11 protein-coding genes and 1 pseudogene are annotated in these 15,127 nt (G+C 43.8%); 11 read left to right on the top strand and 1 reads right to left on the bottom strand.

Annotated elements, in window-relative coordinates; all coding sequences use genetic code 11:
• Positions 1-35: 35 nt before the first annotated feature.
• From LNN34_RS15990 to LNN34_RS15965, 6 genes are all read left to right on the top strand, one after another.
• The gene (locus LNN34_RS15990) at positions 36-713 is read left to right on the top strand and encodes a zinc metallopeptidase (protein WP_024122643.1); all 678 of its coding nucleotides are present in this window, start codon (positions 36-38) and stop codon (positions 711-713) included.
• Between the two features lie 43 nt (positions 714-756).
• Complete coding sequence (locus LNN34_RS15985) at positions 757-2,046, top strand: hemolysin family protein (RefSeq protein WP_059292660.1); 1,290 nt, start codon at positions 757-759, stop codon at positions 2,044-2,046.
• Between the two features lie 182 nt (positions 2,047-2,228).
• Complete coding sequence (locus LNN34_RS15980) at positions 2,229-3,893, top strand: glycoside hydrolase family 13 protein (protein ID WP_069486989.1); 1,665 nt, start codon at positions 2,229-2,231, stop codon at positions 3,891-3,893.
• 118 nt (positions 3,894-4,011) lie between these two features.
• A complete protein-coding gene (locus tag LNN34_RS15975; RefSeq protein WP_044158908.1) occupies positions 4,012-4,410 on the top strand; it encodes a secondary thiamine-phosphate synthase enzyme YjbQ in 399 nt (132 codons plus the stop codon).
• 14 nt (positions 4,411-4,424) lie between these two features.
• Positions 4,425-5,456: a nitronate monooxygenase gene (locus LNN34_RS15970; RefSeq protein WP_069486990.1), complete on the top strand. Its 1,032-nt coding sequence runs from the start codon at positions 4,425-4,427 to the stop codon at positions 5,454-5,456.
• 24 nt (positions 5,457-5,480) lie between these two features.
• On the top strand, positions 5,481-5,735 hold the full coding sequence (locus LNN34_RS15965; RefSeq protein ID WP_024122638.1) for a hypothetical protein: 255 nt from the start codon (positions 5,481-5,483) through the stop codon (positions 5,733-5,735).
• A gap of 12 nt (positions 5,736-5,747) precedes the next feature.
• Here the strand turns inward: LNN34_RS15965 and LNN34_RS15960 are convergent, their stop codons facing one another.
• The gene (locus LNN34_RS15960; RefSeq protein WP_069486991.1) at positions 5,748-6,485 is read right to left on the bottom strand and encodes a protein-glutamine gamma-glutamyltransferase; all 738 of its coding nucleotides are present in this window, start codon (positions 6,483-6,485) and stop codon (positions 5,748-5,750) included.
• 154 nt (positions 6,486-6,639) lie between these two features.
• Here LNN34_RS15960 and LNN34_RS15955 point away from each other — a divergent pair, with 154 nt between their 5' ends.
• The 5 genes and pseudogenes from LNN34_RS15955 to tlpB all read left to right on the top strand — a co-directional run bounded on the left by LNN34_RS15955 (position 6,640) and on the right by tlpB (position 15,003).
• The gene (locus LNN34_RS15955; RefSeq protein ID WP_229043809.1) at positions 6,640-8,628 is read left to right on the top strand and encodes a HAMP domain-containing methyl-accepting chemotaxis protein; all 1,989 of its coding nucleotides are present in this window, start codon (positions 6,640-6,642) and stop codon (positions 8,626-8,628) included.
• A 173-nt stretch (positions 8,629-8,801) separates the two neighbouring features.
• Positions 8,802-10,790, top strand: a complete 1,989-nt coding sequence (locus tag LNN34_RS15950; protein WP_229043807.1) for a methyl-accepting chemotaxis protein — start codon at positions 8,802-8,804, stop codon at positions 10,788-10,790.
• A gap of 126 nt (positions 10,791-10,916) precedes the next feature.
• A pseudogene (locus tag LNN34_RS22125) lies at positions 10,917-11,957 on the top strand (cache domain-containing protein); the annotation flags it as partial.
• Positions 11,952-12,902, top strand: coding sequence for a methyl-accepting chemotaxis protein (locus LNN34_RS22120; protein ID WP_369810968.1), 951 nt, complete (start codon positions 11,952-11,954; stop codon positions 12,900-12,902). The pseudogene LNN34_RS22125 and the gene LNN34_RS22120, both read left to right, overlap by 6 nt.
• Before the next feature lie 112 nt (positions 12,903-13,014).
• Positions 13,015-15,003 (top strand): methyl-accepting chemotaxis protein TlpB, encoded by a 1,989-nt coding sequence (gene tlpB, locus LNN34_RS15940; RefSeq protein WP_202647628.1) that lies wholly within the window; start codon positions 13,015-13,017, stop codon positions 15,001-15,003.
• The last annotated feature ends 124 nt before the right edge of the window (positions 15,004-15,127 follow it).

Genomic DNA, 15,127 nt, shown 5'->3' with positions numbered 1-15,127 from the left:
AGAAACATACGATCTTTAAAAAAGGATGATGAAACATGCTGTTTATATTTTTAACAATAGCCGCATTGGGATTGTCGTTTTGGGCACAATTTAAAGTAAAGAGCAACTTTGAAAAGTATTCAAAAGTGGAAGCCTCAAGCGGTCGAACAGGGGCAGAAACGGCAAGACGGATTCTAGATATAAACGGTCTTTACGACGTGCCGGTCGAACCGGTAAGAGGCGCTTTAACAGACCATTACGACCCGACAAGACGGGTGGTGCGTTTATCTGAGCCGGTCTATTACGGCCGCTCAATTTCCGCCATCTCCGTAGCTTCCCATGAAGTCGGACATGCCTTGCAGCATCAGGAGTCATATGGTGCGCTTGTGCTGAGACATAAAATCTTCCCAGTCGTGAATTTTGCATCCGGTGTGGCTCCTCTGCTTTTCTTAGGAGGCATGCTTCTCGGCAGCCTGAATTTGATCGGGCTTGGCATTATTCTGTTTTCAGCCGCTGTCTTTTTCCAGCTGATCACACTGCCGGTCGAATTCAATGCAAGTTCACGCGCGAAGCAAATTATTGTGTCAGAAGGATTCATCCGGAACAATGAAGAGAATGGGGTAAATAAAGTGCTGAGCGCCGCCGCCTTAACGTATGTGGCCGCCGCCCTGGTTTCCCTGTTTGAACTTCTTCGCTTTGTGATGATCTTCTTAAACGGTCGTAATGAGAATTAACGTTAAGGAGGTGGCCCCTTACCATTTATGGTAAGGGCTTTTTTTGCTTATATTACAATTGATCGCCATTTTTGTTTTGATTGGCATTACGGCTGTTTTCGTTGCAGCAGAATTTGCAATCGTCAAAATCAGAGGTTCAAAAATCAATCAGCTCATCGAAAGCGGAGACAGCCGGGCGCTTGCCGCACATAAAATCATCTCCAATCTTGACGAGTATTTATCAGCCTGCCAGCTCGGGATTACAATTACAGCCCTCGGCCTTGGATGGCTTGGTGAACCGACATTTGAACGCATTCTTCATCCCTTATTTACAGCGGCAGGCATACCGGAACCGTTTAACCACATAGTCACATTTGTAATTGCATTTATCATCGTCACTTTTTTGCATGTGGTAATGGGTGAGCTTGCGCCGAAAACGGTTTCCATTCAGAAGGCTGAAGCTGTCAGTTTATGGATTGCAAAGCCGCTGATCTGGTTCTATAAAATCACATATCCGTTTATTAAAGCATTGAACGGCTCTGCAAGTTTTCTTGTGAAATTGTTTGGCTTTCATTCAGTCAAGGAGCATGAGGTTGTCATCAGCGAGGAGGAACTGAGGCTGATCCTGTCAGAAAGCTATGAAAAAGGGGAAATCAACCAGTCCGAATTTCGCTATGTGAATAAGATTTTTGAATTCGACAACCGCGTGGCGAGAGAAATTATGATTCCGCGAACAGAAATCGTTGTCATTTCTCTGGAACAGTCGCTTGAAGAAGCGATTCATCTCATCATTAACGAACGGTATACACGGTATCCTGTCATCAAAGAAGATAAGGATCATATTTTAGGGATTATCAACAGCAAAGATATGTTTAAAGCGTATTTTCTCGGCCAGCCGATTAAGCTGAAGCAAATTATGAGGCCTGTCATCAGAGTCATTGAAAGCATTCCTGTCCAGCAGCTTTTAATCCGCATGCAGAAGGAACGGATTCATATGGCGATTCTCGTAGATGAATACGGGGGAACGGCGGGGCTTGTAACTGTCGAGGATATTATCGAAGAAATCGTCGGGGAAATCCGTGATGAATATGATCAGGATGAAACGCCGCATATTTTGAAAAAAGGCGAGCACCATTATGTGATGGATGGCAAAGCGCTAATAGATGAAGTGAACGACCTGCTCGACATTGCCATTGAGAATGAAGAAATTGATACGATTGCAGGCTGGCTTCTGACGCAAAAAATGGAGCTGGAAGCAGGAGATGTGATACAGGCGGAGGGCTGCGAATTTAAAATCCTCGACGCTGAAGACCATCACATTCGATTTGTCGAAATCAAAAAAACAGAGTTTTAATCAAAAACAGCCGGGGATCGCGGCTGTTTTTTTGAGCTCAAAGAAAATCAGGACAAAAGGCTTCTGAAAATTGATCAGTGTTTTGTCATCGGCAAGAGGCTTTTTTTCTGAAAAAATGAATGCTTCAAAGGCCTTTTTCTACATAAGATATAAAAACCGCACACGCAGGAAGGAGTGGCTGTATGAAAAAGGCTTGGTGGAAGGAAGCGGTGGTCTACCAAATTTATCCCCGCAGCTTCAAGGATTCAAACAGCGATGGAATCGGAGATATTCAAGGAATCAGGTCCAAGCTTCCGTACATAAAAGAACTTGGTGCCGATGTGATTTGGATTTGTCCTTTGTACGACTCACCCAATGCGGATAACGGCTATGATATAAGAGATTATAAAAACATATTGAGCGATTTCGGCACAATGGCAGATTTCGATCAGCTGCTTCATGATATTCATGAGCTTGGCATGAAGCTCATTATGGATCTTGTCGTGAATCATACAAGTGATGAACATCCATGGTTCATTGAATCACGCGCATCTTTACAATCCCAAAAACGCGACTGGTATATTTGGAAGGACGGGAAAGACGGAAAAGAGCCAAACAATTGGGAAAGCATTTTCGGAGGATCGGCTTGGCAGTATGATCAGCAGACAAGCCAGTATTATCTCCACCTTTTTGATAAAAAGCAGCCAGACCTGAACTGGGAAAATCAAGAGGTAAGAAACGCCGTTTATGACATGGTCAATTGGTGGCTCGATAAAGGCATAGACGGATTTCGGGTGGATGCCATTTCTCATATTAAGAAAAAAGAAGGGCTGCCTGATCTGCCGAATCCGAAAGGGCTGCCCTATGTTCCTTCTTTTCCTTATCATATGAATGCTGAGGGCATATTGGATTTTTTAACAGAGCTGAAGGAAAACACATTTTCCCGCTACCCGATCATGACGGTCGGAGAGGCAAACGGTGTAGCGGCAAAGGAGGCGGCTGAGTGGGCGGGGGAGGAATCCGGCATTTTCAGCATGATTTTTCAATTTGAACATCTCGGCCTGTGGGATATAGAGGCCAATGAAAGCATCGATATCGCTGCATTCAAACGGATTTTAACAGAGTGGCAGAACCGTTTGGAGGGAATTGGCTGGAATGCTTTGTTTATGGAAAACCATGATCAGCCCCGTTCTGTTTCTGTATGGGGAGACGACGGGAATTCCTTAAAGGAAAGTGCAAAAGCACTCGCCTCTGTTTATTTTCTGATGAAAGGAACGCCGTTTATTTATCAGGGACAGGAAATCGGCATGACCAATGTGGCGTTTCCTTCCATTGAGGATTATGATGATGTCGCGATGAAGCGGCTGTATGACATAGAGACCGCAAAAGGCGCTTCTCACGAGGAAGTAATGAAGATTGTCTGGAAAAAGGGTAGAGACAATTCACGAACACCAATGCAATGGAATGCATCTTCTCACGCTGGGTTTTCCGATGCCAAGCCATGGATTGGGGTAAATGACAATTACACATGGCTGAACGCCGAGGCGCAAATAAACGATAACACATCTGTCTATCACTTTTACAAAAGCTTGATCAAACTCCGCCAAACATATGATGTATTTATTTATGGCCAATACGAGCTGATTTTGCCGGAAGATCAGCAAATCTTTGCATACCTTCGCAAAAACGAGAGCCAAACTGCGCTAATTGCGGCAAATCTGACGGGTGCGCCGGCGTTCTGCAGATATCCCGCATTGCCGTTATCTTCTGACAAACTCCAATTGTCGAATATGGAAACAGAACTGCATAAGCATACGACATCATTGCTGTTAAAACCTTATGAAGCCAGAGTATACCTATGGCAATAAAACTCCAGAAAAAAGCTGGAGTTTTTGTTTTCTTCAGGTTTATGAGCCTGATTTAACAGGAAAAAAAGAACACAGAACGAATATGCAAAGAGAAGAAGGGAATTGAAAGGAGAAACAAATGCTGAAAACTCTGCAAATCAAAACAAACAAAAGAGATGAAATGGTTGAAATCACTCACGAGGTCGAAGCGTTTCTTCAAGAAACAGGAGTGGCAAGCGGGGCAGCGCTGATTTACTGTCCGCATACGACGGCGGGCATTACAATTAATGAAAATGCCGATCCCGATGTGAAAAGAGATATGCTCCGAAGATTTGATGAGATGTATCCATGGGACCATGAGCTGGACCGCCATATGGAAGGCAATACAGCTGCACATATGAAGTCCAGTACGGTAGGCGCTTCACAGCATGTCATCATTGAAAACGGGCGTCTCATTCTCGGGACGTGGCAAGGTATTTATTTCTGCGAATTTGATGGTCCGCGCCAACGAACTTGCCATATCAAAATCATGGAATAACAGGAGGTGCTTCTATGACTCAATGGATGAAAGCACTATCATTATCAAAGCCTGTCATTCAGGCGCCGATGGCAGGCGGCCTGGTCACACCCCGACTGGCAGCCGCTGTGTCGAATGAAGGCGCGCTCGGAAGTCTCGCTTCCGGATATCTCAGTCCAGGTACGCTTGAAAAACAAATCATCGAGATGCAGGAATTGACCAGCAGCGCTTTTCAGGTAAATGTGTTTGTGCCGGAAAAAAGGAAGACACCGGACGATAAAACGGTTCACACATGGAAACAGAACATTCCGTTTGCGGAACAGGCGGCTGCTTTTCCTTTAGAGGAGGAAGAGTGGGAGGATTTTCATCAAAAAATAAATCTGATTCTTACATACAATGTAAGAGCCTGTTCATTTACGTTCGGCATTCCGCCTGATGAAAGCATTCATTTATTAAAGAAAAATGGCTGCTGTCTTATCGGAACGGCTACTTCGCCGCAAGAAGCCGTCCTGCTGGAAGAGCGCGGAATGGATATCATCGTGCTGCAAGGCAGTGAAGCAGGCGGCCACCGTGGTTCTTTTCTGCCGGTCAGCGGAGAGTCTTCAATTGGCTTAATGTCACTGATTCCCCAAGCCGCAGACGCTGTTTCAGTACCCGTGATTGCGGCAGGCGGAATTGCAGACCGCCGCGGCGTCCAAGCGGCTCACTGTCTCGGAGCGCAAGGTGTACAGGTCGGGACTCCATTTCTTATGTGTGAGGAAAGCGCAGCCTCTGAAACGTACAGACAGGAATTAAAAGAAGCGCATGGAACAGACACGCGCCTTACCGCATTGTTTTCGGGGAAGCCTGCAAGGGGGATAGTCAACCAATGGATGAAAGAGCAACAAGCTGAAGAGGCAAATACACTTCCTTATCCATTGCAAAACACGTTAACAAAACCGATGAGAAAACATGCCGCCGCAGCCAAAGATTCCGGTCACATGTCTCTGTGGGCGGGGCAATCAGTCGGAATGCTCAATGGGCCCGCTGACGTGAAAACGCTGATAGCTGAGCTTTGCCAATCGTAACATAACTAACAGAGGTGACAGACGATGAACATTCTTCAATATTCTTATAAAAAGAAAGGGAAAATTGAGTTTGTATTTGAAGACTGGCCTCATTCAAAAGTTACAATGGCTCCCATCAAAGGGTATTATTTTGTCCGGTTTATCAAGTGGAGCAGCCAAGATCCCATCGTGACGAGAAATGACCTTGAAAAAATGGAATGGGCTGCGAACCAGTATGTCGGCACAGCCCCTTTCTATCGAAAACGAAAAGCATTTGAAACCCCATCGTCCCCAAAATAGACGGTGGGGTTTTTAGCGGGTGATCGGATAGAGTGACGGAATATCAAGTCTGGTCGCTTGTGAAAGGAGATAAGCTGACTGTACGGCTCCTTTTCGTCTGAAAGAATTCAGCTTATCAACAATTTGCTGAGCGTTTAAAATTCCCAGGCCGTGAGCAAAATATTTGTCCTTTTCTAATAAAATCACATTTTCGCCTCTCCACTGCGCTTTCTGCGGATCAAATTCAGGATTTTTAAAATACAAACAGTCTCCAAGGAAAAAGTGATGTCCCGTTTCCGTATATATCGGCAATTTCTCATAATGCCAGTCATATAAAATAATTCTGTCAAAGGCTGCGTCGAATTTTTCTTCTCCGATGGTTTTAAGCAATGCTAAGTAATAAATCACAACGATTGCCGTCGCGCATTCAAACGCGTAAAACGGGCCGTTTTCTGCAATATCCCGAATCGCCTTTGAAGGCGGCATTTTATACTTAAGCTCCAGAGCCCCTTCCGGTGAAACCCGCCAATACGCTGTATTCCCGTATGTTTTTACAAAGGTGGCGAACTTCGCCCCGCTTTTATGCAGCGCTTTTGCCGATTCAACAATGTTCATGCGCAAATGAAGCTCAAACATCAGTTCAGCGATCGAATGATAATCAAACTGAACGGGTGTATCAATCATTTCTTTTAGCAGCGGATTCAGGTTTTTGTCTATTTGCCAGTTTTCAATGTCTTGGGGACGGAGCCATTGCCCGGATACAATAATCATCTGAAGCCCCCCTTGTTTTTTATAAACTATGCACAAGGCTTGGGCAATGAAAGCTAAAAAGACAGAGAAATGTTGAAAAGGAAATTTCTTCTATTTTAAAAACTTTTTAAAGCAGCCGATATATACTGTATCAAACCTGAAGGAGAAGCTGGATATGAAGACTTTTATCAATTGGCTGACAAAACCGTCTATTTCTAGAAAACTAATTATTTCATTTGTTGTGATTTTAATCATTCCGATTCTTATATTGGAATTCAGTTCTTACCGCTCAGCAAGCGGAAAACTGGATCAGGAAATCATGGGAAATGCGAAAAATAGTGTCGATTCATTTAATACAACCGTTACAAATGATTTAGGAGCAAAAGCGAAAGGCGTCAGCTTTTTCAGCGAATCACTGAAAAGCTCCGCGTTTAAAGGAAAATCCAAACAGGAAGAGCTTAAAACCAAGTTTTCGCAATATGTTTCCATTAACCAAGACGTAGCCAGAATTTACGGAGGGGCAGAAAACGGCACATATGTACAGGCACCGAAAGAAAAATTGCCGGATGGCTACGATCCGAGAAAACGCTCTTGGTACCAGGATGCAATGAAAGCCGGCGGTGAAATCGTAGTGACCGATCCTTATGTGGCAGCCAGCGACGGAAGCATGGTCATTACCATTGCTCAGGAATTGAAGGATGGTTCAGGCGTCGTCGCCATGGATATCACAATTGATAAACTGTTAGAACAGTTGAAACAAATTAAAGTCGGAAAAGAAGGCTATGCTTTCATCGCGACGAAAAACAAAACATATGTTGCCCATCAAAACCATAAGGCTGGTGAAAAGCTGTCTGGCGACTGGGTTGCCAAAATGTATAACAAGGACAGCGGCGAGCTGCAGTACACCCTGTATCATGAAGATAAAAAGATGACATATACGACAAATCAACTGACTGGCTGGAAAATTGCCGGCACCATGTATATGAGTGAAATCAAGGAATCCTCAAAATCTGTCCTGACAACAGGCATGATCGTGCTGATTGCTTCAATACTGGCAGGCGGGATGTTAATCCTGTTTATCGTTGGTTCGATCACAAAACCGTTAAAACGTCTGGTTCAATCATCAAAAATGATCAGCAGCGGAGATCTGACAGAAACCATCGAGATCCGTTCGAAAGATGAACTGGGCGAGCTTGGCGAAAGCTTCAATGAAATGGGACAATCCTTGCGTTCGCTTATCAGCGCCATTCAAGACTCGGTTAATAATGTTGCCGCATCATCCGAACAGCTGACTGCATCCGCCGGGCAAACGAGCAAGGCGACGGAACATATTACAATGGCAATTGAGCAGTTCTCAAACGGAAACGAAGAGCAGAGCGAAAAAGTGGAGTCCAGCTCTCATCAGCTGAACATGATGAATGAAGGGCTTCAGCAAGTCTCACAAACATCATCAGACATTACGAAAGCGTCTATCCAATCAACGGAAATCGCGGGTACAGGCGAGAAGTTTGTCCAGCAGACAGTCGGGCAGATGAATTCAATTAATGAGTCGGTTCAGCAGGCTGAAGCAGTGGTGAAAGGGTTAGAAGAAAAATCAAAAGATATCACGAGTATTTTACGAGTCATCAATGGGATTGCTGATCAAACAAACCTGCTGGCATTAAATGCAGCCATTGAAGCGGCGCGGGCCGGGGAATCTGGACGAGGCTTCTCTGTTGTAGCGGAGGAAGTGCGTAAACTGGCCGTTCAATCTGCAGATTCATCTAAAGAAATCGAGAATCTGATCCAGGAAATCGTTGCAGAAATCGAAACTTCTCTTCACATGTTTAAAGCCGTTAATCAAGAAGTGCAATCAGGGCTAGTTGTCACAGACAATACAAAGGAAAGCTTCCAAAGTATTTTCAGCATGACAAATGAGATTGCAGACAAATTGCAGACGATGAATACAACCGTAGAACAGCTGTCAGGCCGTTCAGAGCATGTATCGGCAGCAGTGAGCGGAATTGCCGATGTTTCAAGAGAAAGCTCGGCAAGCATTCAAGACATTGCTGCATCGGCCGAGGAGCAGCTTGCTTCTATGGAAGAAATCAGTTCATCAGCCACTACCCTCGCGCAGATGGCAGAAGAGCTCCGTGATCTGACAAAGAAATTTAAAATTGAATAAGACAAAAAACAGCGCTTATGAAGCGCTGTTTTTTTGTATAAGAAATAATATAAAAGACCTGTCTAAATCGGTGAGTTTTGAACTATTTTTCATTTTTTCCTTCATTTTCAATGTAAGATAAAGGAATATCAGTCGATATAATTTGTAAATTATTGAAAGAAGGTTCAAGAGGAATGAAAAAAACACTCACCACCATTCGCAGATCATCAATTGCCAGGAGACTCATTATTTCTTTCCTGCTGATCTTAATTGTCCCGATTACGGCACTATCCGTAAGCGCTTATCAATCAGCAGTTGCATCTCTTGACATACAGATGACGCAAAGCGCAAAGGAAAACGTTCAAATATTAGATAACATTATTGATGGCAAGATCAAAACGACTGAAAAAAGCCTCTCGTTTTTCAGCGATTGGGCGACAGCAGACAGGTTGAAAGACAAGGAAAAAACGGAGCTCAAACAAGAATTTAAACAATTTATTCAAATGAATGACAATGTCGCTGCGGTGTTTTCAAGCAGCAAAGACGGAACATTCACACGCTATCCGCACGCAGACATGCCGAGTGACTTTAATGCTTTAGAACGTGACTGGTACACAGAAGCGATGGCTAATAAAGGAAAGACAATTGTGACCGAACCTTACGAATCCATTTCATCAGGAAAAATGGTTGTTACCATTGCACGCCAGACAAAGGACGGATCAGGCGTTGTCGCCATGGATATGAAAATCGATGATCTTGTGGCTACAGCAAAAGAAATCAGTATTGGTAAAGAAGGCTATGCCTTTATCCTCAGCCAAAATAAAAAAATCATCGCCTACTCCGGTGAAAAAGCGGGAACGCAGTTAGAAGGGGAGTGGATAGACAAACTTTACAAAGACAAAAGCGGCGACTTTGAATATACGCACAAAGGAAAGAAGAAGAAAATGGCGTTCGCTACAAGCGAAACGACAGGCTGGAAAATCAGCGGCACGATGTATGCCGACGAGATTCATGATGCCGCAAGCAGGGTTCTTGTTATGGCATCAGTTGTTCTGGCCATTGCCATTGCAGCCGGAATAACGGCGATTTATTTTGTCATCCGGTCGATTACAAGGCCTTTGAAACGCATCGTGGCGTCAGCTGAAAAAATCAGCAAAGGCGATTTAACAGAAACGATAGAAATCAAATCAAAAGACGAACTCGGGGTTCTGAGCCAAAGCTTCAACAATATGGCGCACTCTCTCCGCTCGCTGATCTGCGGCATCAAAGAATCTGTAGAACATGTCGCCTCATCGTCAGAAGAGCTGACAGCTTCCGCAGATCAGACAAGCAAGGCCACTGAACACATTACAATGGCGATCGAACAATTTTCAAACGGAAGCGAAAACCAGAGCGACAGAATCGAGACGACAACAGAACAAATTAACGAAATGAACGACGGACTGGCAGAGCTGGCCCGGGCAGCGGCAGTCATTACAGAAACCTCTGCAGACGCCACCGAAGTGTCAAGCGCAGGGGAAACACTCGTTCAGAGAACAGCCGGCCAAATGAATACGATTGATCATTCTGTGAAAGAAGCGGAGAAAGTGGTCAAAGGCCTGGAAATCAAATCAAAGGATATCACAAATATTTTACGTGTTATCAACGGCATCGCAGATCAAACCAATCTTTTAGCATTAAATGCCGCCATTGAAGCGGCGAGAGCAGGCGAGTACGGACGAGGCTTTTCTGTGGTCGCTGAAGAAGTGAGAAAACTTGCGGTACAGTCGGCAGATTCAGCTAAGGAAATTGAATCGCTGATCAGCGAAATCGTAAAAGAGATTCATACATCATTAAACGTGCTTCAATCTGTAAATAAAGAAGTGGAAACAGGCCTGGTCATGACAGACGAAACAAAACAAAGCTTTAACCATCTATCAAAAATGACGAATCAAATTGCCGCAGAACTGCAAAACATGAATGCGACGGTTGAACAGCTGTCGGCGGGTTCTCAGGAAATATCCGCTGCTTCTATAGATATCGCCGCTATTTCTAAAGCAAGTTCGGACGGCATTCAAGATATCGCCGCTTCAGCCGAGCAGCAGCTTGCCTCCATGGAAGAAATCAGCTCATCGGCGCAGACGCTTGAAAAAATGTCCGAAGAGCTGCGAGATTTGACAAAACGATTTAAATTGGATAATTAATAGGTCTAAATCACTAATTTTTAATAGGGATTTAGTTATTTTTCTTGAATTTCTTCTTTTTTAATGTATATATTTACCCATTTTCAGCCGATATGAAGGGTAGCATAAAAAAGGAGAAATGAACTGATGAAAAAAATACTCCAACTTATCAAACAGAGATCAATTACACGGAAGCTTCTTGTTTCCTTTCTATCGATTCTCATCATACCGGTTGCCATAGTAGCTGCGATTGCTTATGAGTCTGCCAGCAGCTCGCTCGACAGACAGATGATGGGAAGCGCCCTAGAAAATGTACAGCAACTAAACGACATCATTAACACCAGCATCGGAGAAAAAGAAAACAGCGCCGAATACTTTAGTGAATGGCTGACACAAAAGAAATATAAAGCAAAGAGCAATGCCAGCATTGAAGAGAAATTCTCACAATATATTAAAATCAATAAAGACGTGGAATCCATTTATACGAGTGACAAAGACGGGCGCTTTACCCGTTATCCGGATTTGCCGATGCCAAGCGATTATAATCCCGTTGAACGGGACTGGTACAAAAAAGCGGTTGCCAATAACGGCAAAGTCGTCATAACAGATCCATACAAAACAGCATCTACGAATACAATGGTTGTGACAATTGCCCAGCAGACAAAAGACGGATCAGGCGTTATCGCGATCAACATGACGATCGATAACCTGCTGAAAACGACGAAACAAGTGAACATCGGCACAGAAGGCTATGCTTTTATTATGACGAAAGACAAAAAGGTCGTTGCGCATCCTGATGAGACTTCAGGAACCGAATTGAAAGGCGACTGGCTTGAACAGATGCTGTCTGCCGATAAAGGCGATTTTCAATACAGCATGAACGGCGATAAGAAAAAAATGGCCTTTGATACGAACAAGCTAACGGGATGGAAGATAGGCGGAACGATGTATCTGGACGAGATTCACGATGCGGCTAAGCCTGTGCTTCACCTCGCATTAATTGTCCTGATTGCAGCCATTCTCGTTGGTATCATCGTGATGACATTGGTTATTCGATCAATCACGACACCGCTGAAACAGCTTGTCGGTTCGTCTAAGCGGATCAGTGAGGGAGATTTAACGGAAACAATTGATATCCGTTCAAAAGATGAACTGGGCGAACTGGGCAAAAGCTTTAACAATATGGCGTCTTCACTTCGCTCTCTCATACACGCCATTCAGGATTCGGTAGACAATGTTGCCGCTTCCTCCGAGGAATTGACGGCATCTGCCGCGCAAACAAGCAAGGCGACCGAGCATATCACATTGGCAATAGAACAATTTTCAAACGGCAATGAAAAACAAAATGAAAACATCGAAACAGCGGCGGAGCATATTTATCAGATGAATGACGGATTGACGAATATGGCTCAAGCTTCTGAAGTCATTACAGATTCATCTGTTCAATCGACAGAAATCGCGAGTGCGGGCGGACAGCTTGTTCATCAGACTGTCGGCCAAATGAACGTGATAGACAAGTCCGTGAAAGAAGCGGAACAAGTTGTTCGCGGATTGGAAACCAAATCAAAAGACATCACAAACATTCTGCGCGTGATTAACGGTATTGCTGACCAGACGAACCTGCTTGCACTAAACGCTGCCATTGAAGCGGCGCGCGCGGGTGAATACGGGCGCGGCTTCTCCGTCGTAGCGGAAGAAGTCAGAAAGCTGGCTGTACAGTCCGCTGATTCAGCTAAAGAGATTGAAGCGCTCATCATTGAAATTGTGAAAGAAATCAACACATCTCTCGGCATGTTCCAGTCTGTGAACCAAGAGGTGCAAACAGGCCTTGACATCACAGATCAAACAGAGACAAGCTTTAAACGAATCTCTGAAATGACAAACCAGATAGCCGGAGAACTGCAAAACATGAGTGCGACGGTTCAGCAGCTTTCTGCCAGCTCTGAAGAGGTATCGGGAGCGTCTGAGCATATTGCATCGATTTCTAAAGAAAGCTCAGCCCACATTCAAGATATCGCGGCATCAGCCGAAGAGCAGCTTGCTTCTATGGAAGAAATCAGCTCATCAGCAGAAACACTTTCAAGCATGGCTGAAGAGCTTCGCGATATGACAAAACGGTTTAAAATCGAATAATGAGTCAAAACACCCAAGGTTCTGCACTTGGGTGTTTTTTTTAGTTTTTTTATTAAAGCTTTTATCCTAGCTTGACGATATTATTTTTAGCTTAAAGGAGGAATTATCGAGAATGGGAAAATTCATACATTGGATCAAACAGCCATCAATCAGCAAACCGCTTATCGCTGCGTTTCTGACAGTGCTCATTTTGCCGATTGGGGTATTAGCATATTTCAGTTATCAATCAGCTTGGAACGCGCTGGACAGGGAACTCACGAATAGTGCAATAGGAAACGTTGAAGAACTCAACAGCACACTTGAAAACAAATTGAAAAATAAAGTAAAAGCAATAGATTATTACAGTGAGACGATTGATAAGGACATATTACAAGGCAAAAATAAAACCTTACTGAATGAAAAATTTAAGCAGTACACAACACTAAATGCCGATGTAGGAGCAATCTATGCGGCTTCAGAAAATAAAAAGCTCTACAAATATCCGGAAAGCGGCGTTCCTAAAGGTTTCGATCCGACAGAACGTGACTGGTACAAACAAGCCGTTGCAAAAAAAGGACAGGCTGTTTTCTCAGAGCCGTATACTGACGAAGCGACAGGAGATATCGTTGTTACGATTTCCAAACAATTAAAAGATGGCTCAGGGGTCATAGCGCTTGATTTAAATCTGGATGAAGTGCTGACAGCTTCACAGAGAATAAAAATCGGTAAAAACGGCTTTGCATTTATTACAACTGGCAACAAAAAATATATCGCCCATCCGACGATTAAGCCAGGAACAACTGGATCCGGCGACTGGACAAAAGAGGTATATTCAAAAGCAGACGGCTCATTTGAATACACCTTCGAAGGCAAAGAAAAGAAAATGGCATTTGCGACAAATAAACTGACAGGGTGGAAAATCGCAGGTACGTATTTTGTCAGTGAATTGCAAGATGCTTCAAGTCCGGTACTGAACACTGCCGTTATCATTCTATGCGTGTCAATTGTGATCGGCGGCATACTCATTCTCTTTATTATACGCGCCATCACCAAACCGTTAAGAAAACTGGTTTCAACATCTGCGAAAATCAGCAGCGGAGATTTAACGGAAGTAATTGATATTCAGTCGAAAAATGAGTTTGGCCAGCTAGGAGAAAGCTTTAACGAGATGTCTGAATCATTGCGTTCTGTCATCGGTGTTATTCAAACGTCTGTAGAAAATGTCGCATCATCTTCTGAAGAACTGACGGCAAGTGCGGCCCAAACGAGTAAGGCGACTGAACACATTACGCTGGCAATCGAACAGTTTTCGAATGGCAACGAGGCGCAAAGCGAGAAATTGGAAACAAGCTCAGATCATCTTTCTCAAATGAACCACGGCATATCAAAAGTGGCCCAGGCTTCATCGACCATTACAAAGTCTTCAATCCAGTCCTCTGAGGCAGCCGGAAGCGGAGAAAAACTGGTAGAGCACACAGTCGGCCAAATGAAGACAATCGATGAATCCGTTCAAAAAGCTGAAGCCGTCGTCAAAGGCCTTGAAACAAAATCTCAGGACATTACCAGCATCTTAAATGTAATCAATGGCATTGCCGATCAAACGAACTTGTTGGCTTTAAATGCAGCAATTGAGGCAGCCAGAGCCGGAGAATACGGCAGAGGCTTCTCTGTTGTAGCGGAAGAGGTCAGAAAACTTGCTGTGCAATCTGCAAGTTCTGCGAAGGAAATTGAAGGATTAATTCAAGAGATTGTCAGAGAAATCAGCACGTCGCTCTCTATGTTCCAATCCGTGAATCATGAAGTAAAAGAAGGTTTGCAAATTACAGATCAAACAGCTGAAAGCTTTAAGCAAATCTATGAGATGACATCGCAAATATCCGGTGAATTGCAAAATCTGAATGCGACGGTTGAACAGCTGTCAGTCGGGTCACAGGAAGTATCAAGTGCGGTTGAGGAGATTTCCGCAGTAGCGAAAGAAGGCTCAGCGGGCATTCAAGATATCGCAGCTTCGGCGGAAGAGCAGCTTGCGTCTATGGAGGAAATCAGCTCTTCAGCTGAAACATTGGCGAACATGGCGGAAGAACTTCAAGACATTACGAAAAAATTTAAAATTGAATCTTAATAGAAAAAGAAAGCGGCATATCTTTGCTGCTTTCTTTTTTTTGTTTCTTGATAAAAACAAAAACAAACAAAAAGTATTCAAAAACAAACAAACATCATATATAATGAAAGCGGATACAAATAAA

Source organism: Bacillus sp. AF23, assembly GCF_020861455.1.
Taxonomy (GTDB): Bacteria; Bacillota; Bacilli; order Bacillales; family Bacillaceae; genus Bacillus; species Bacillus halotolerans.
The sequence above is the reverse complement of the archived record's forward strand: the minus strand, read 5'-3'. Positions and strand labels throughout refer to the sequence as shown.